The organism is Phycicoccus sp. HDW14 (genome assembly GCF_011383005.1).
Lineage (GTDB): Bacteria > Actinomycetota > Actinomycetes > Actinomycetales > Dermatophilaceae > Phycicoccus.
The window spans coordinates 708,775-724,865 of sequence record NZ_CP049935.1 but is presented as its reverse complement, the minus strand read 5'-3'; the positions used below and the strand labels follow the sequence as shown (position 1 = coordinate 724,865).

19 protein-coding genes and 1 pseudogene are annotated in these 16,091 nt (G+C 74.6%); 1 reads left to right on the top strand and 19 read right to left on the bottom strand.

Annotated features, from left to right (window positions below; all coding sequences use genetic code 11):
* Positions 1-47: 47 nt before the first annotated feature.
* The 8 genes and pseudogenes from dprA to rplS form a co-directional block, all read right to left on the bottom strand.
* Entirely contained in the window at positions 48-1,187 is a 1,140-nt protein-coding gene (dprA, locus tag G7075_RS03630) for a DNA-processing protein DprA (RefSeq protein WP_166118951.1), read from the bottom strand.
* Positions 1,184-2,731: a YifB family Mg chelatase-like AAA ATPase gene (locus G7075_RS03625; RefSeq protein WP_166118949.1), complete on the bottom strand. Its 1,548-nt coding sequence runs from the start codon at positions 2,729-2,731 to the stop codon at positions 1,184-1,186. Before G7075_RS03625 ends, dprA begins: the two co-directional genes overlap by 4 nt.
* Positions 2,728-3,213, bottom strand: a complete 486-nt coding sequence (locus G7075_RS20700; RefSeq protein WP_166124201.1) for a YraN family protein — start codon at positions 3,211-3,213, stop codon at positions 2,728-2,730. Before G7075_RS20700 ends, G7075_RS03625 begins: the two co-directional genes overlap by 4 nt.
* Positions 3,214-3,217: 4 nt before the next feature.
* Entirely contained in the window at positions 3,218-3,532 is a 315-nt protein-coding gene (locus tag G7075_RS03615) for a DUF2469 domain-containing protein (RefSeq protein ID WP_030527975.1), read from the bottom strand.
* Between the two features lie 85 nt (positions 3,533-3,617).
* Positions 3,618-4,307 (bottom strand): annotated as a pseudogene (locus G7075_RS03610) (ribonuclease HII); the annotation flags it as partial.
* A complete protein-coding gene (lepB, locus tag G7075_RS03605) occupies positions 4,304-4,945 on the bottom strand; it encodes a signal peptidase I (RefSeq protein WP_166118946.1) in 642 nt (213 codons plus the stop codon). The gene lepB and the pseudogene G7075_RS03610, both read right to left, overlap by 4 nt.
* A 124-nt stretch (positions 4,946-5,069) precedes the next feature.
* Entirely contained in the window at positions 5,070-5,447 is a 378-nt protein-coding gene (locus G7075_RS03600) for a S24/S26 family peptidase (protein ID WP_166118944.1), read from the bottom strand.
* Positions 5,448-5,503: 56 nt separating this feature from the next.
* Positions 5,504-5,863, bottom strand: a complete 360-nt coding sequence (rplS, locus tag G7075_RS03595) for a 50S ribosomal protein L19 (protein WP_166118941.1) — start codon at positions 5,861-5,863, stop codon at positions 5,504-5,506.
* Between the two features lie 247 nt (positions 5,864-6,110).
* Between rplS and G7075_RS03590 the strand changes: the two genes are divergently transcribed.
* Positions 6,111-6,869, top strand: a complete 759-nt coding sequence (locus tag G7075_RS03590; RefSeq protein WP_166118938.1) for an ABC transporter permease — start codon at positions 6,111-6,113, stop codon at positions 6,867-6,869.
* 3 nt (positions 6,870-6,872) lie between these two features.
* Here the strand turns inward: G7075_RS03590 and trmD are convergent, their stop codons facing one another.
* The 11 genes from trmD to G7075_RS03535 all read right to left on the bottom strand — a co-directional run bounded on the left by trmD (position 6,873) and on the right by G7075_RS03535 (position 16,075).
* Entirely contained in the window at positions 6,873-8,090 is a 1,218-nt protein-coding gene (gene trmD, locus G7075_RS03585; RefSeq protein WP_166118936.1) for a tRNA (guanosine(37)-N1)-methyltransferase TrmD, read from the bottom strand.
* 5 nt (positions 8,091-8,095) lie between these two features.
* On the bottom strand, positions 8,096-8,632 hold the full coding sequence (gene rimM, locus G7075_RS03580) for a ribosome maturation factor RimM (RefSeq protein ID WP_166118932.1): 537 nt from the start codon (positions 8,630-8,632) through the stop codon (positions 8,096-8,098).
* 87 nt (positions 8,633-8,719) lie between these two features.
* The gene (locus tag G7075_RS03575) at positions 8,720-8,962 is read right to left on the bottom strand and encodes an RNA-binding protein (protein WP_166118929.1); all 243 of its coding nucleotides are present in this window, start codon (positions 8,960-8,962) and stop codon (positions 8,720-8,722) included.
* 2 nt (positions 8,963-8,964) lie between these two features.
* Positions 8,965-9,522, bottom strand: a complete 558-nt coding sequence (gene rpsP / locus G7075_RS03570; protein ID WP_166118927.1) for a 30S ribosomal protein S16 — start codon at positions 9,520-9,522, stop codon at positions 8,965-8,967.
* Between the two features lie 167 nt (positions 9,523-9,689).
* A complete protein-coding gene (locus G7075_RS03565; protein ID WP_166118925.1) occupies positions 9,690-10,154 on the bottom strand; it encodes an Rrf2 family transcriptional regulator in 465 nt (154 codons plus the stop codon).
* 31 nt (positions 10,155-10,185) lie between these two features.
* Positions 10,186-11,196 (bottom strand): sulfate/molybdate ABC transporter ATP-binding protein, encoded by a 1,011-nt coding sequence (locus G7075_RS03560; protein WP_166118923.1) that lies wholly within the window; start codon positions 11,194-11,196, stop codon positions 10,186-10,188.
* On the bottom strand, positions 11,193-12,002 hold the full coding sequence (locus G7075_RS03555) for a sulfate ABC transporter permease (RefSeq protein WP_166118920.1): 810 nt from the start codon (positions 12,000-12,002) through the stop codon (positions 11,193-11,195). The genes G7075_RS03560 and G7075_RS03555 overlap by 4 nt, the downstream gene beginning before the upstream one ends.
* Positions 11,999-12,895, bottom strand: a complete 897-nt coding sequence (gene cysT / locus G7075_RS03550) for a sulfate ABC transporter permease subunit CysT (protein WP_166118918.1) — start codon at positions 12,893-12,895, stop codon at positions 11,999-12,001. Before cysT ends, G7075_RS03555 begins: the two co-directional genes overlap by 4 nt.
* 7 nt (positions 12,896-12,902) lie before the next feature.
* A complete protein-coding gene (locus G7075_RS03545) occupies positions 12,903-13,940 on the bottom strand; it encodes a sulfate ABC transporter substrate-binding protein (protein WP_166118915.1) in 1,038 nt (345 codons plus the stop codon).
* Positions 13,941-14,105: 165 nt separating this feature from the next.
* Complete coding sequence (locus G7075_RS03540; RefSeq protein ID WP_166118912.1) at positions 14,106-15,194, bottom strand: amidohydrolase family protein; 1,089 nt, start codon at positions 15,192-15,194, stop codon at positions 14,106-14,108.
* Between the two features lie 38 nt (positions 15,195-15,232).
* A complete protein-coding gene (locus tag G7075_RS03535; protein WP_166118910.1) occupies positions 15,233-16,075 on the bottom strand; it encodes a class I SAM-dependent methyltransferase in 843 nt (280 codons plus the stop codon).
* Positions 16,076-16,091 lie beyond the last annotated feature (16 nt).

Below are 16,091 nucleotides of genomic sequence, written 5' to 3'. Positions count from 1 at the left end.
TTCCCGGCACTCCCCGGCGACGACCGGTCAGGTTGCGTCCCCGCAGGTCACCCTCGGTCCCCGGCCCGGCCGGCGAGCGACGCCGGTGTCTTGCGCCACCGACCGTCCTCGGCCTCGAGCAGGCCCATCGCCTCGAGGACCGCGAGGGCCGCCGGGACCCGTGCCGGGTCACTGCCGGAGACGGCCGCCAGACGCTCGGCGCTGGCCCGCCGACGGACCGGTGCCGCGGCCCACACCGCGTACTCGACGGGGTCGAGCGCGTCGGTGGCCAGGGGCAGGGCGACCCGCCGCGGCCCGAGCTCGTCGCCGATGCGGGCGGCGAGCTCGGCGGCGTCCGCGGCGTCGGTGACGATCACCGCCCCGGTCTCGCGGACCAGCTCGTGGCAGCCGGCCGACGTCGCACTCGTGACCGGCCCGGGGACCGCCCCCACGGGCAGGTGGTGGTCGCGGGCCTCCCGGGCGGTCGAGAGCGACCCCGACCGCAGCCCGGCCTCGACGACGACCGTGGCCCGCCCGAGCAGGGCGATGATGCGGTTGCGGGCCAGGAACCGCCCGCGCATCGGCTCCGCACCCGGCGGCACCTCGCTGACCACCGACCCGGTCTCGGCGACGGCGTCGATGAGCCGCTCGTGGGCCCTCGGGTACGGCACGTCGACGCCGCAGGCCAGGACGGCCACGGTCGAGCCCTCCGCCGAGAGCGCGCCCCGGTGCGCCGCCGCGTCGATGCCGAAGGCGGCCCCGCTGACCACCGTCCAGCCGCGGGAGGCGAGACCCTCGCCGAGCTCGGCGGCCACCCGCAGGCCGTAGCTGGTCGCCGCCCGGGACCCGACGACCGCCACCGCCCGCTCGGAAAGGCGCGCCAGGTCGGGGTCGCCCCGCACGTAGAGGCAGTACGGCGTCTTGCGGTGCCGGTCGAGGACGTCGGGCCACTCGGGGTCGCCGGGCACGAGCACCCGGGCCCCCGCGTCCCGGACACCCCGGACGAGGGCCTCGAGGTCGAGGTCGCGCAGGCGCACGTAGAGCTCGGGCGACCCGGCCCGCCGTTCGCGCACCGCCGCCAGTGACTGTGCTCCCCCGACGGTCGCGAGCGACTGGACGATGCCGAGGTTGCCCGGCTCGACGAGGAAGGACAGGGCGACTCGGGCCCAGCGGTCGTCGCGCTCCAGCGGGTGCACGTGGGTGCTCACGCCGCGACCACCCCCTCGGACCGGCGCAGCGCCAGCCCCGTCGCGACGTCGTCGCGCGCGGGGGACGTGCGCCCGGCCAGGTCGGCGGCGGACCACGCGACCCGCAGCACCCGGTCGTAGCCGCGCAGCGTGATGCGCCCCGCATCGAGCGCGTGGTCGAGGGCGAGGGTCGTCGCGGCCGGGAGGCGGAACGGCGGCCGGCGCAGGACGTGCCCCGGCACGAGCCCGTTGACCGACCACCCACCGTCCGACCAGCGCTCGGCCTGCGCCCCGCGGGCGGCGAGCACCCGGGCGGCGACGGCCGCACTGCTCTCGCCGGCCTCCTCGGCGAAGGCCGCCCGGCGCACGGGCGGCACGTGGACGCGCAGGTCGACACGGTCGAGGAGCGGGCCGGACAGCTTGCCGAGGTAGCCGCGCACCGCCTTGGGCTCGCAGGTGCAGTCGACCCCCTTGCCGAACGACATGCCGCACGGGCACGGGTTGGCCGCGAGCACGAGCAGGAAGCGCGCCGGGTAGCGCACGACCTGCCGCGAGCGGGCGATGACGACCTCGCCGGACTCGACGGGCTGGCGCAGCACCTGGAGGACCGAGGTCCGGAACTCGGGTGCCTCGTCGAGGAACAGCACCCCGTGGTGCGCCTGCGACACCGACCCCGGCAGCACGGTGCCCGACCCGCCCCCGGCCAGCGCCGCGAGCGACGTGCTGTGGTGCGGCGCGACGAACGGCGGCGTGCGGTCGAGCGCCGACACCTCACCGACCGGCGCGACGAGCGAGCGGACGGCGTGCACCTCGAGGGCCTCCTCGCGGCTGAGCGGCGGCAGGACCGTGACGAGCCGCTCGGCGAGCATCGTCTTGCCGACCCCCGGCGGCCCGGTCATCAGGAGGTGGTGCGCCCCGGTGGCCGCGAGCTCGAGGGCGGCCCGGGCCTCCGGCTGCCCGACGACGTCGGCGAGGTCGCCGCCGCTGCCCGGGGACGCGACCGGGTCGGCACGCGGCGGGGCCACCGGCAGCGGGGCCCCCTCGGCCGCCTCCCGGTACCACCGGACGACCTCGCCGAGCGACGCGGCGACGTGCACGGTGAGGCCGCCGACGAGCTGGGCCTCGGCGACGTTCTCGGGGGCGACGACGACGTGCTGCACGCCGCGGCGCGCGGCCTCGAGGACCGCGGGCAGCACCCCGCGCACCCCGCGCAGCCGGCCGTCGAGGGCCAGCTCCGCGAGGTGGACGACGTCGGCCACCACCTCGCGCGGGACCACCCCGGCGGCGGCCAGCACGGCCACGGCGATGGCGAGGTCGAACCCGGAGCCGCGCTTGGGGATCGAGGCCGGCGAGAGGTTGACGGTGACCCGGTGCGGCGGCACCGGCACCCCGCAGCTCGCCGCCGCCGAGCGGACCCGGTCGGGTGCCTGGGCGCAGGCGGCGTCGGGGAGCCCACCGACCGTGAAGCACGGCAGCCCCTGCCCGATGTGCGCCTCGACCTCGACCAGCGTGCCCTCGAGCCCGGTGAGCGCCACGGAGCGGGTGCTCCCCAGCCCGAGCGTCACGACCCCACCCCGACGACGTGCCGCAGCTCCGGGGGGTGGCCGGCCCGGCAGAGGACCCCGACCACGTCGATGCGGACCGGCCCCGCGTGGCCTCCGTGCTCGCGCAGCCAGGCGGCGGCCAGCCGGCGCAGCCGCAGCGCCTTGGCGACGGTGACCGCCTCGACGGGCTCGCCGAACCCGGTGCCGCGACGGGTCTTGACCTCGCACACGACGAGGCAGCCCGCGTCGAGCGCGACGATGTCGATCTCACCGTGCTCGCAGCGCCAGTTGCGCTCGAGCACCTCCATCCCCTGCTCGCGCAGGTAGCGCGCCGCGAGGTCCTCGCCGTAGCGTCCGAGCCCGGCCCGGCGGTCGGGGGCCGGGCGCCCGTCGTCGTGTCCATGCCCCGAGCCAACCCGCGGCGCCCACCCGCCCGGTACCCCCGCCGGCGCATCTGTGGACGACGGGCGCCCGGACCCCGCCCTGTGGACGACGGCCGTCAGCGGCTCAGAACTCGCCCTTCGGCAGCTCGAGCTCGCTCTTGGCCAGCTCCTCGACGTTGACGTCCTTGAACGTCACGACCCGCACGGTCTTGGCGAAGCGCGCCGGCCGGTAGATGTCCCAGACCCAGGCGTCGTGCATCGTCACGTCGAAGAAGACCTCGCCGCCGTCGGAGCGGACCTTCACGTCGACCGAGTTGCACAGGTAGAAGCGCCGCTCGGTCTCGACGACGTGGCTGAACAGCCCGACGACGTCGCGGTACTCGCGGTAGAGCGCGAGCTCGGCCTCGCTCTCGTACTTCTCGAGGTCCTCGGAGCTCATCGCTCCCCACGCTCGTCAGGTCGGTCACTGTCGTCACGGTCGTCTCGGTCACGGTCGTCTCGAGGGTGTCGGGCACCGGCCCATCATCGTCCATCGTGCCGGGCAGCCGCCACGAGCGCCGGTGCCACACGGTCGGCCCGTGCACCCGCAGCGCGTCCATGTGCTCCGGCGCGGCGTACCCCTTGTTGCCGACCCAGTCGTAGACCGCGTGCTCCTCCAGCCCCCCGAGCTCGACCATCAGCCGGTCGCGGGTGACCTTGGCCAGCACCGACGCCGCAGCCACCGACGAGCACTTCAGGTCGGCCTTGACCATCGTCGTGACCGGCGGCGTCACGACGGCGGACTCGTGGGCGAAGGCGAGCAGCCCGACGTCCTCGGGCGCGGTGAGCCAGTCGTGGTTGCCGTCGAGGATGACGAGGTCGGGACGGACCCCGCACGCCGCGAGCGCCCGCGTGCCGGCCAGCCGCAGTGCCGCGATGATGCCGACCTCGTCGATCTCGGCGGCGCTGGCGTGCCCCACCGCGTGGCAGAGGGCCCAGCGCTCGATGCGCGGCACCATCGCCTCGCGCGCGTGCGGCTGGAGCAGCTTGGAGTCGCGGACGCCCTGCGGCGCACTGCGGCAGGACTCGTCGATGAGGACGACCCCGACCGTCACGGGTCCGGCGAGCGCGCCGCGCCCGACCTCGTCCATCCCGGCGAGGACCCGGTGCCCGTCACGCTGCAGGGCGCGCTCGACCCGCAGGGTCGGGCGCTTCGAGCGCGGCGCCGGGCTCACTTCGCCGGTGGGCGGGCGGGGACGCCCGAGAAGGTGTCGGGGTGGTCGGAGAGCCAGCCGAAGCGGGAGAACGGCCAGACGACCGCCACGGCGCGCCCGGTGATCCGGGAGATCGGCACCGAGCCGTCGCTGCCGTCGTCGGCGTCGTCGTGGAAGCGGGAGTCCTCGCTGTCCGAGCGGTGGTCGCCCATGACCCAGACGTGGCCCGCCGGGACCTTGATGTCGAAGTTGATCGAGCTCGGCTGGTCGCCCGGCTTGAGGTACGGCTCCTCGAGGGGGGCGCCGTTGACGGTGAGGCGGCGCTGGGCGTCGCAGCAGACGACGTGGTCGCCCGGGAGCCCGATGACCCGCTTGATGAGGTGGTCCTCGGACTCGCTCGGTAGCAGCCCGACGAAGACGAGGCCGTCGTGGATGGCTCCCGAGACCCCGCTGCGCTCGACGGGGGCGACGTCACCCAGCCAGCCACCCGGGTCCTCGAAGACGACGACGTCGCCGCGCGCGAGGTCGAACGGACCCGGCGTCAGCTTCGAGACGACGACGCGGTCGCCGACCAGCAGGGTGTCCTCCATCGACCCGGAGGGGATGAAGAAGGCCTGCAGCAGCCAGGTCTTGACGACGAACGACAGCACCATCGCCATCACGAGGACGAGGGCGATCTCCTTGACGGCGCCGAGGGCCAGGCCGGCCGCCGACCGCCCGCGCTCGGGGCGGCCCGCCGGCGACTCGTCCGCGCCCTCGTCGTCGCGCGTGCGCTCGGGGCGCTCACGGGGCGACCGGGGCGGTCGAGGAGCGCACGGCGCCCAGGCGGTCGAGGGGCCAGAAGCGCCAGACCACCGTGCCGACGACGTCCGCGCCGGTACCCACCTCGGTGGCGGGGCTCAGGTGCAGCGCGCCGCCGTCGTCGACGAGGGCGACGTCACCGGCCTCGGCCCGACGGTCGGTCTTGAGGACGAGCACACGGTCTCCTGGCTCGAAGGTCGGCGCGTTCGCGGCCGACGGGACGTGGTAGGACTCGAGGAGCAGCCCCCGCACGAGCGCCGCCGCGAGGACCCCCACGACGAGCACGACGAGGACCCCGGGACGCCGCGACCCGGTGGCCGCGGGGGCGGGCACCGGGTCGGTGGCGGGTCGGGCACTCACTCCGTCGAGGGTAGTCCCCCGTCCTGGGTGGGGCGCCCGGGTGCCCGAGAGGGCTCTCAGGCGTTGGCCGGGGTGTCGCGCTTCTCGCGGATCTTGGCGGCCTTGCCGCGCAGGTCGCGCAGGTAGTAGAGCTTGGCGCGGCGGACGTCACCGCGGGTGACGACCTCGATGTGGTCGACGATCGGGGTGTGGAGCGGGAAGGTCCGCTCGACGCCGACCCCGAAGGAGACCTTGCGGACGGTGAAGGTCTCGCCGACGCCGCCGCCGTGGCGACGGATGACGACGCCCTTGAAGACCTGGATGCGCGAGCGGGTGCCCTCGACGACCTTCACGTGGACGTTGACGGTGTCACCGGCGCGGAAGGCGGGGATGTCGCTCTTGAGCGACGCGCTGTCGAGCTCGTCGAAACGCTGCATGGTGGTTCCATTTCTCGCGGGCTGCCACAGGTCATCCGCGGTTCTCGGTGCTGCTCGGGTGTCGATCGTGGCGTCCTGCCGGGCCTCATGCCGTGGTCGGACCGGGGTCCGGGGCACTCCCCCTGTGGCGGGGGCCGTTCGTCGGCGGGACGCAACGGCCCAGTCTGCCAGAGGGGACGGGGACCGGCGAAATCGGCGACGGGGCCCCGCTCCCCCGGCAGTCGGTGGGCGGCCCTAGGCTGCGGCCGTGACGATCGACCCCGGCCTGCCCGTCGCCCTGGCGGTCGTGCTGCTGCTGGCCGTCACCGTGGGGATGTACGTGCTCGGCCGCCTCCCGGCCCCGGCCTCCCCCGTGCTCGCGATGGCCCGCGCGATCGGCCAGCTCGGGGTGGCCGCGCTCGTCATCACCACCGTCGTGCGCTCGCTGGCCCTCTCGGTGCTGCTGCTCGTCGTGATGTTCACGATCGCCGTCGTGACCACCGTGCGCCGCGTCGAGGCCACCGCCTCCTGGCCGTGGGCCACGGTCGCGATGCTCGCCGGCCTCCTGCCCGTCGTCGTCGTGGTGCTCGCGACCCGCACCGTGCCGCCGACCGGCCTCGCGCTCGTCCCCGTCGTCGGCATCATCGCGGGGAACACCATGAACGGGCACACGCTCACCTGCCGGCGGGCCTTCGCCGCGCTGCGCGAGGAGCACGGCCAGTACGAGGCCGCGCTCTCGCTCGGGCTGACCCGCGCCCAGGCGGTGTCCGAGGTCATCCACCGGCGGGTGCCCGAGGCGCTCGTGCCCGGGCTCGACCAGGTGCGCACCGCCGGGGTCGTCACCCTGCCCGGGGCGTTCATCGGCGTCCTGCTCGGGGGCGGCACGCCGGCCCAGGCGGCCGCGGCCCAGGTGCTCGTCCTCGTCGGCATCATGGCCGCGCAGACGACGACGGCGGTGGTCGCCGAGCGGCTCATCGGCCGGGCCCTGCTCCTGCCCGAGGACCTGCGGGCCTCGCTCCGGCCGTAGCGCTCAGGACCGGCGGCGCTTCGTGAGGTCGACGGTGCCGGGGAAGGCGCCCTCCCCCGGCACCTGCCGGTAGCCCGCCCGCTTGTAGCGGCGGATGTTTCCCTCGCTCACCCGCCCGGTGTTGATCCAGTACGTCGAGACCGTCTGCGGCGCACCGGCTTCGGCGAGCGCGAGCAGGGCCCGTCCGAGCCCCCGGCCCTGGAGGTCGGCGGCGACCATCAGCCGGCCGGTCTCCCAGACGGTCGGGTCGCCCGGCCGCACGCGGCCCCGCACCGACCCGACGAGCCGGCCCCGGCCGTCGGAGGACGGGACCCGGGCCACCCACGTGGTCCACTCGCCGAGGCCGTGCACGACGTCCTCGAGCGACTCCTCGAGTGGGGGGATGTGCCACGACCCGGAGATGCGGCCCTCCTGCATCCAGCACGCGCGCTGGAGGACGAGCAGCTCGGGGGCGTCGGCGGGGACGGCCACCCGGACGTCGAGGTCGTCGAGCCCGGAGACCGTCGCCGCGGCCGCCGCGAGGTCGGGCCGGCGGGCAACGGTGCGGGCGACGCGCTGCTCGTGCCGCCAGGCGGCGATGGCCGCGTGGTCACCGGACAGGAGCACCGGCGGGACGTCGCGCACCGTGCCGCCGTCGTCCCACGAGGCGGGACGGGTGTACACCGGGTACTCGAGCAGGCCGCCCTCGTGCGACTCCTCGACGAGCGACTCCGCGTTGCCGACGACGCCGGGCAGCAGCCGCCCCACGGCCTCGACCATCGCGAGCACGGCGACCTCGCCGCCGTTGAGCACGTAGTCGCCGAGCGACACCACGGTGACCCGCATCCGCTCGGCGGCGTGCTCGTAGACCCGCTCGTCGAGGCCCTCGTAGCGCCCGCAGGCGAAGGCCAGCCACGGCTCGGCGGCCAGCTCGTGGGCCATCGCCTGGGTGAACGGGACGCCGCCCGGCCCGGGGACGAGGAGGTGCGGGACCGGGACCTCGGCGGTGCCGCCCTCTGCCACGACGCGGTCGAGCGCGGCCGCCCACGGCTCGGGCTTCATGACCATCCCGGCGCCGCCGCCGAACGGGCTGTCGTCGACCGTGCGGTGGCGGTCGGTGGTGACGTCACGCAGGTCGTGCACGTGCAGGTCGAGCAGGTCGTCGCGGCGGGCCTTCCCGATGAGGGAGAGGTCGAGCGGCGCGAGGTACTCGGGGAAGATCGAGACGACGTCGAGGCGCACGGGGCTCAGGCCTCGAGGTCGAAGAGACCGTCCGGGGCGTCGACGACCACGCGGCCGCCGGCGACGTCGACCTCGGGCACGAGCGCGGCGACGAACGGCACCTCGCCCTCCCGGCCGTCGTCGAGGCGCACGGCGAGCCGGTCCTGGGACGAGCCGAGCACGAGCCGCACGACCTCCCCGACCCGAACGCCGGAGGGGTCGTGGACGGCGAGGCCGACGAGGTCACCCTCGGCGAAGGTGTCCTCGTCGTCGTCCGCGACGACCGGCGCGTCGACGTCGAGGACGAGCCGGGTGCCGCGCAGGCCCTCGGCGCCGGTGCGGTCGGGGACCCCCTCGAAGCCGACGAGCCAGATGCCGCGGTGCACGCGGGTCGAGCGCACGGTGAGGGTGCGCGGGACGCCGGTGCCCGGCGCGGCCTCGGTCTCGAGGACGGCGCCGACCTCGAGCCGGCGCTCCGGCTCGTCGGTGTGCAGCTGGACGGTGACCTCGCCGTGCAGGCCGTGCGGCCTGCCGATGCGGGCGACGACGGTCCGCTCGCTCACGGGTGCTCCTCGGGGACGGGGTGGGACGACGACGGCGGGGTGCCCCGGGAGTCTCCTCCGGGCGCACCCCGCCGTGGGGGGAGCGGGTCAGCGGACCCGGTCGGTGTCGACGATGTCGATGCGGACCTGCCGGCCACCGGCGAGGGCACCCATGACGGTGCGCAGCGCGCTGGCCGTGCGGCCCGAGCGGCCGATGACGCGGCCGAGGTCGTCGGGGTGCACGCGCACCTCGAGGATCTCGCCGCGGCGCAGCTCCTTGCGACGGACCTGCACCTCGTCCTTGTGGTCGACGATGCCGGTGACGAGGTGCTCGAGAGCCTCCTCGAGCACGGTCAGGCCTTGTCGGCGGCGTCGGCGTCGGCGTCGACGGCCTCGGCGGCGGCCGCACCGGAGTCGGTGTCGGCGGCGACGGGGGTCTCGTCGGCGGCGGGCGCCTCGGCGGCCGGAGCCTCGGCGGCGGGGGCCTCCGCGGCCGGAGCCTCGGGCTCGGCCTTCTTGGCGGCGCGCTTGCGCGGGGTGGTCGCGGCGGACCCGTCGTCGGAGGTCTTGCCCGCGGCGGCCAGGGCGGCCTCGTAGAGCGACTTCTTCGACGGCTTCGGCTCGGCGACGCGCAGGGTGCCCTCGGTGCCGGGCTCGCCCTTGAACTTCTGCCAGTCGCCGGTGATCTTCAGGAGGGCGGCGACGGCCTCGGTCGGCTGCGCGCCGTTGCCGAGCCAGTACTGCGCGCGCTCGCTGTCGATCTGGATGACCGAGGGCTCCTCGGTGGGGTGGTACTTGCCGATCTCCTCGATCGCCCGGCCGTCCCGCTTGGTGCGGGAGTCCATGACGACGACGCGGTAGAACGGAGCGCGGATCTTGCCCATGCGCTTGAGGCGGATCTTGACGGCCACGGTGGTGCTCCTGTGCTGTTGTGAGCGCGGCGAGACCGTACGGTTCGCGCGGGGTGCCGGCACTCGGTGTGTAGGCGTCCGGTCCGGTGCCACACGAGAGGCGGGCCCGGACGGGTACAGCGGTCGATTCTGCCAGAGCGGTACGTCCGCCGACGAATCGCCGACCCTCAGCGGTTGCGCCAGGCGTCCGGCGCGGCGGCCATCTCGGCGACCCGCGCGGGGAGCTCGCCGCTGAGGACGTCGGCGAGCGAGGTGCCGTCGAGCACCTCGCGCAGGCTCGAGCGCACCGCCACCCACACGGTCGGCAGGTGCTCGGCGACCCCCTCGTAGCGGGTCTCGTGCGGCCGCAGCCCCCGCACCTCGGCGAGCGGGCCGTCGACGGCGCGGAAGACGTCGCCGAGCCCGATCTGCTCCGCCGGGCGCGACAGGACGTAGCCGCCCCGGGCGCCGCGCGTGCTCGTGACGAGGCCGGCCGTGCGCAGGTCGCCGGCGATCGCCTCGAGGAACTTGCGCGGCAGGTCCTGGCGGCGCGCCAGCACCTCGACGCTCACCGGCCCGGCACCGTCGCGCTGGGCCCCGGCGAGGATGAGCATGGCGCGGACCGCGTAGTCCGTGCGCGCCGAGATGTCCACGCCCGCATGGTGGCACAGCGGGCCCGGGACATCAGATGGCCAGCGCGGGGTCGACCTCGGTGGCGTCGGCCGGGCGGGTGGCCCGGGCGTGCACCGTCTCGCCGGGCCCGAACTGCTGGCGGTCGGCCTCCGCGCGGGTGACCTGGGCGGCGAACCGCTCCCCGCTGTCGGCGCGCAGCTCGACCCGCACCTCGAAGCCGAGCCGCACGACCCGCTCGACCGTGGCGGTGACGACTCCGGGTGAGCCCGGGGTGCGCGCGTCGGCCTCGAAGGCCGCGGCGCGGTCGCGCTCGAGGACGATGTCGTGCGGTCGCACCAGCTGGCCGCCGAGCCGCGCCACCGAGCCGAGGAAGGACATCACGAAGTCGTTGGCCGGCTTCTCGTAGAGCGACACCGGGTCGCCGACCTGCTCGATCCGGCCCTGGTTGAGCACGGCGATCCGGTCGGCGACGTCGAGGGCCTCCTCCTGGTCGTGCGTGACGAGGACGGTCGTCACGTGCACCTCGTCGTGCAGCCGTCGCAGCCAGCGCCTCAGGTCGGCGCGGACCTTGGCGTCGAGGGCCCCGAACGGCTCGTCGAGCAGGAGCACCTGCGGGTCGACCGCCAGCGCCCGGGCCAGAGCCATCCGCTGGCGCTGCCCGCCGGAGAGCTGCGAGGGGTAGCGGTGCTGGAAGCCGTCGAGCCCGACGATCTCGAGCAGGTCGTCGACCTTCTTCCTCACCTCGGCCTTGGGTCGCTTGCGGATGGTCAGCCCGAAGGCCACGTTGTCGCGCACCGTCATGTGCTTGAACGCGGCGTAGTGCTGGAACACGAACCCGATGCCCCGCTTCTGCGGCGGCTGGTGCGTGACGTCGACGCCGGCGATCGAGACCACCCCGCCGTCGAGTCCCTCCAGCCCGGCGATCGAGCGCAGCAACGTCGACTTGCCCGAGCCGCTCGGCCCGAGCAGCGCCGTGAGCGAGCCCGACGGGATGTCGATGCTCACGCCGTCGAGGGCGACGAAGTCGCCGTAGGTCTTGCGGGCGTCGGTGACGCTGATCATCGGGTGCTCCTCTTGCGGTCGAGCAGGGTCATGCCGAGCAGGGTCACCAGCGCCAGGCCCATGAGCAGGGTGGCGGCGGCGTAGGCCCCGTAGGTGTTGTGGTCGTCGATGTAGCGCGAGTGGACGAGGAGGGTCAGGGTCTGCGAGACCCCGGGGAAGCCCGAGCTGACCATGATCACCGCGCCGAACTCGCCGAGGGCGCGGGCGACGGTGAGCACGACCCCGTAGGTCAGGCCCCACCGGATGGCCGGGACCGTGATGCGCCAGAACGTCTGCCAGCCCGAGGCACCGAGGGTGGAGGCGGCCTGCTCCTGCTCGGTGCCGATCTCGTGCAGGACCGGCTCGACCTCGCGGACGACGAACGGGAGCGTGACGAAGATCGTCGCGATGACCATGCCCGGCAGGCCGAAGATGACCTTGACGCCGGTGGCCGACTCGAGGCCGCCGAACCAGCCGGTGACGCCCCACAGCATGATGAGCGAGACGCCGACCACGATCGGGGAGACCGCGAACGGCAGGTCGACGACGGCCTGGACGACGCCGCGGAAGGGCACCTTCCACCGGGCCAGGGCGATGGCCGTGACGACGCCGAAGAGCACGTTGAGCGGCACGACGATCGCGACGATGAGCAGCGAGAGGTTGAGCGCCGAGATGGCCGCCGGCGTCTGGACGGACGCGACGAAGGCGCCGACCCCGGGCTCGAAGGTGCGCCAGAGGATGACCCCGATCGGTACGGCCAGCAGGCCGACGAGGTAGACGAGGGCGACCGAGCGCAGGGCGAGGGTCGTGCCGCGCGAGGTCCTCACGACGACCTCGCCTCCTTGCGCTGGTTGCGCCCCGCCCAGACCCGCAGGACGAACAGGGTCAGGAAGGAGACGGCGAGCAGGGCGACCGACACCGCCGCGGCGTTCGCCGGTCGGTCGATCTCGATCTGCTGCTGGATGTACTGCGAGACGACCTGGGTCTCGCGCGGGATGTTGCCGCCGATGAGGACGACCGAGCCGTACTCCCCCACCGCGCGGGCGAAGGCGAGCCCGGTGCCGCTGATGACGGCCGGCGCCAGGGTGGGCAGGACGACGCGGCGGAAGGTGGTGAGGTTGCTCGCGCCGAGCGAGGCGGCGGCCTCCTCGACCTCGCGGTCCAGCTCGATGAGCACCGGCTGCACCGAGCGCACGACGAACGGGAGGGTGACGAAGGTCAGCGCCACGACGAGCGCCCACCGGGTCGCGTTGAGGTGGATGCCGACCGGGCTGTTGGGCCCGTAGAGCGAGAGCAGGACGATGCTCGCGACGATCGTCGGCAGCGCGAACGGCAGGTCGATGAGGGCGTTGACCACCCGCTGGCCGGGGAAGTCGTCACGCACGAGGACCCACGCGACGAGCGTGCCCATCACGGCGTTGAGCAGGGCCACGACGGCGGAGACCCCGAGGGTCACGCCGAGGGCGGCCAGGGCGACCGGGGCCGTGACGGCGTCCCAGAAGCCGCCGACCCCCTCGTCGAAGGAGCGGACGGTCAGGGCGGCGAGCGGGAGCAGGACGATGACGCTCAGCCAGAGCCCGACCACCCCGAGCCCGAGCGCCCGCCCAGCTGTGGCCGCGGGCCGGCGCCCCTCCCGGGTGGGAGGGGCGCCGGCCGGCTCGTCGTGCGGCGGGTCGGGCTCGGTGGCCGAGTCCCCGCGGGGAAGGGTGGTCGCGGTCATGGCTGCCTCACTGGGTGGCGGCGTCGTAGATCTTGGCGATCGAGCCGACGTCCTTTGTGAACAGGGAGCCGTCGACGGTCTTCCAGCCGCCGAGGTCGTCGATGGTCCAGAGCTTCTGCGGCGCGGGGAAGTCGGCGGCGAAGTCCTTCGCGACCGTCGCGTCGACCGGGCGGAAGCCGGCCTCGGCCCAGAGCTTCTGCGCCGCGGGCGTGTAGAGGAAGTCGTTGAACGCCTTGGCCTTCTCGGCGTTCTTGCCCTTGGTGACCACGGCGGCCGGGTTCTCGATCTTGAAGGTCTGCGGCGGGGTGACGTGCTCGACCGGGTCGCCCTTGCGCTCGATGAACAGCGCCTCGTTCTCGTAGGAGAGCAACACGTCGCCGCTGCCCTGGAGGAAGGCCTCGGTGGCCTCGCGGCCGGACTTCGGCTGGATCTTCACGTGGTCGCCGACGAGCTTCCCGATGAAGTCGAGGCCGGCCTTCGCGTCCTTGCCGCCGTCGCTCTTGGCGGCGTACGGGGCGAGCAGGTTCCACTTGGCCGACCCCGAGCTGAACGGGTTGGGCGTCACGACCTCGACGCCGGGCTCGAGCAGGTCGTCCCAGTCCTTGATGCCCTTGGGGTTGCCCTTCCGGACGACGATCGTCACGACCGAGCCGAAGGGGATCCCCTTGTGCTCGCCCGCGTTCCAGCCCGTGTCGACGAGACCGGCCTCGACGAGCCGGGTGACGTCGGGCTCGACCGAGAAGTTGACGAAGTCGGCCTCGGCGCCGGCGGCGACCTTGCGCGACTGGTCGCCGGAGGCGCCGTAGGACTGCTGGAACTGCACGCCCTTGCCGGCCGCGGTGGCCTGGAAGGCGGGGATCAGCGTGTCGTAGCCGACCTTGGGGACGGCGTAGGCGTAGAGGTCGATCGTGCTCGTCGCGGCGCCACCGGCCGCGGGTGCGGCCTCGGCCCCGGCCACGTCGCTGGACCCTCCGCCGGCGCACGCGCTCATCACCAGCGACGCGCTGACGGCGACGGCGGCGAGGGCGAGACGGTTCCTGCTCATGGGTGGCTGCTCCTGTGGTTCGGACCCCGGGTGGGGAGAGGCGCCGTGCGGCGCATTCCTAGGCGATGACTAGGAGTTTCCATAGGGCAGCATTATCGGTCAAATAACAGACGCTTATGTCTCGCGATGTGGGCGGGCCGCGCCGAGGGGTGGACGAACCGGGCCTCAGCCGCCGACGACGGACCCGCGGAGCACGACGGCGGCGGGGTGCGCGAGCACCCGCACGTCGGCCCGCGGGTCCTCGGCGTAGACGACGAGGTCGGCCGGCTCCCCCTCGGCCAGGGCCGGACGGCCCAGCCACGCCCGGGCGCCCCACGTGGCCGCGTCGAGGGCCTCGATCGCCGGGAACCCGCAGCGGGTGAGCCGCTCGACCTCCTGGCCGACCAGCCCGTGCGGCAGCGACCCACCGGCGTCGGTGCCGACGTACACGGGCACCCCCGCGTCGCGGGCGGCGGCGACGGTCTCGTAGCGCCGGGCGTGCAGGTCGAGCATGTGCCGGTGGTACTCGGGGAACTTCTCGCGCGCCGGCTCGGCGATCTCCGGGAAGGTGTCGATGTTGACCAGCGTCGGAACGATGGCGATGCCCTGCGCGGCGAAGGCCTCGATGCTCTCGGGCACCAGGCCGGTGGCGTGCTCGATGCAGTCGGTGCCGGCGGCCGCGAAGTCGTGCAGGCTCTGCTCGCCGAAGCAGTGGGCGGTCACCCGCGCCCCCTCCTCGTGGGCTGCGGCGACGGCCTGCGCCAGCACGTCGGCGGGCCAGCACGGCGTGAGGTCGCCGGCGTCGCGGTCGATCCAGTCGCCGACGAGCTTGACCCACCCGTCCCCGGCCCGGGCCTCGAGGCGCACCCGCTCGACGAGCCCGTCCGGCTCGACCTCCCACGCGAAGTTCCGGATGTACCGGCGCGTGCGGGCGATGTGCCGGCCGGCGCGGATGATGCGCGGCAGGTCCTCGCGCTCGTCGACCCAGCGGGTGTCGCTCGGCGACCCGGCGTCCCGGATGAGCAGGGTGCCGGCGTCGCGGTCGGCGCTCGCCTGCGCCTCGGCGGTGGCGGCGTCGGTGGCCCCGGTCGCGACGAGCCCCACGTGGCAGTGCGCGTCGACGAGGCCGGGCAGCACCCAGCCGTCGAGCGTCGTGACGTCGTGGTCGCCGACCGGACGACTGAAGGTGACCGTGCCGCCGTGCACCCAGGCCTCGGGCGCCTCCTCCTCGCGGCCGACGAGGACGGGACCCGTGAGGTGCAGCACCGATGCCATGGGCCGACCCTAGTCGGCCCGGCGGATGCGGCCCGGGCTCACTGCGCCGGGGGCGCCGTTCCCCACGTGTACCTGACGTCCTGCCACACGACGACCCGCCCGTCGGCATCGCGGGCCCCCTCGAGGTGCGCGGCCGCCCTCGCCCGGACACCGTCGATCTCGTTCTCCGGCAGCGACGCCCACATCGCTCGCTGGCCGGTGGCCCGGGAGAACCGCTCCCAGCCCGCGGCGTCGCCGAAGCGGACGTCGACCCGCGCGCTCGTGGTCCGCACGTCGCCCGCCCCGGCGCGAGCCATGAGGTCCTCCATCCCGGCGTCCGTGGCGAAGGGGCTGTCCGGGCCGGTCGTGCGCGGGTCGCGCATCGCGGGCGGGAGCCACGGTCCGAACTCCGCGTCGACGGCGCTCCACACCGGATCCTGGTCGCCGAACGTCGCGATGCCGATCCGCCCACCGGGTGCGAGCAGCCCGACCCACCGGGTGAGGGCGGCGAGGGGGTCGGGGAGGAAGAACAGCACGAGGGACGAGGCGACGACGTCCCACGCGCCGGACTCGAGATCCGGGTCCGAGGCGTCGCCGAGGCGCAGCTCGACCCCGTCGCCGTGCTCCGCGAGCAGCGTCCGCGCGTGCTCCAGCATCCGGTCGCTGATGTCGATGCCGACGACCCGCCCCGCGGGGAGGGCCCGCTCGGCGAGCCCGACGGTGACCGCGCCCCGGCCGCAGCCGAGGTCGGCGCAGGCGTCACCGGCGCGCACACCCAGCCCGTCGAGCAGCCCGTCGGCGATCGGGCCGAAGAAGTCGATCCCGGTCCGGTCGTAGTCGTCGGCCACCGCGTCGAACAGGCGGGCGACGGGACTCGGGGCGGGCTGCTCGGCGGTGGTCATGGCCCTCAGTGTGGAC

Excerpts from the sequence above, each read along its gene's own strand:
- G7075_RS03615 (WP_030527975.1), bottom strand. The coding sequence starts at position 3,532 with ATGAGCTCCGAGGACCTCGAGAAGTACGAGAGCGAGGCCGAGCTCGCG.
- lepB (WP_166118946.1), bottom strand. The coding sequence starts at position 4,945 with ATGGCGATGGTGCTGTCGTTCGTCGTCAAGACCTGGCTGCTGCAGGCC.
- rplS (WP_166118941.1), bottom strand. The coding sequence starts at position 5,863 with ATGCAGCGTTTCGACGAGCTCGACAGCGCGTCGCTCAAGAGCGACATC.
- G7075_RS03560 (WP_166118923.1), bottom strand. The coding sequence starts at position 11,196 with ATGATCAGCGTCACCGACGCCCGCAAGACCTACGGCGACTTCGTCGCC.
- cysT (WP_166118918.1), bottom strand. The coding sequence starts at position 12,895 with ATGACCGCGACCACCCTTCCCCGCGGGGACTCGGCCACCGAGCCCGAC.
- G7075_RS03545 (WP_166118915.1), bottom strand. The coding sequence starts at position 13,940 with ATGAGCAGGAACCGTCTCGCCCTCGCCGCCGTCGCCGTCAGCGCGTCG.
- G7075_RS03540 (WP_166118912.1), bottom strand. The coding sequence starts at position 15,194 with ATGGCATCGGTGCTGCACCTCACGGGTCCCGTCCTCGTCGGCCGCGAG.
- G7075_RS03535 (WP_166118910.1), bottom strand. The coding sequence starts at position 16,075 with ATGACCACCGCCGAGCAGCCCGCCCCGAGTCCCGTCGCCCGCCTGTTC.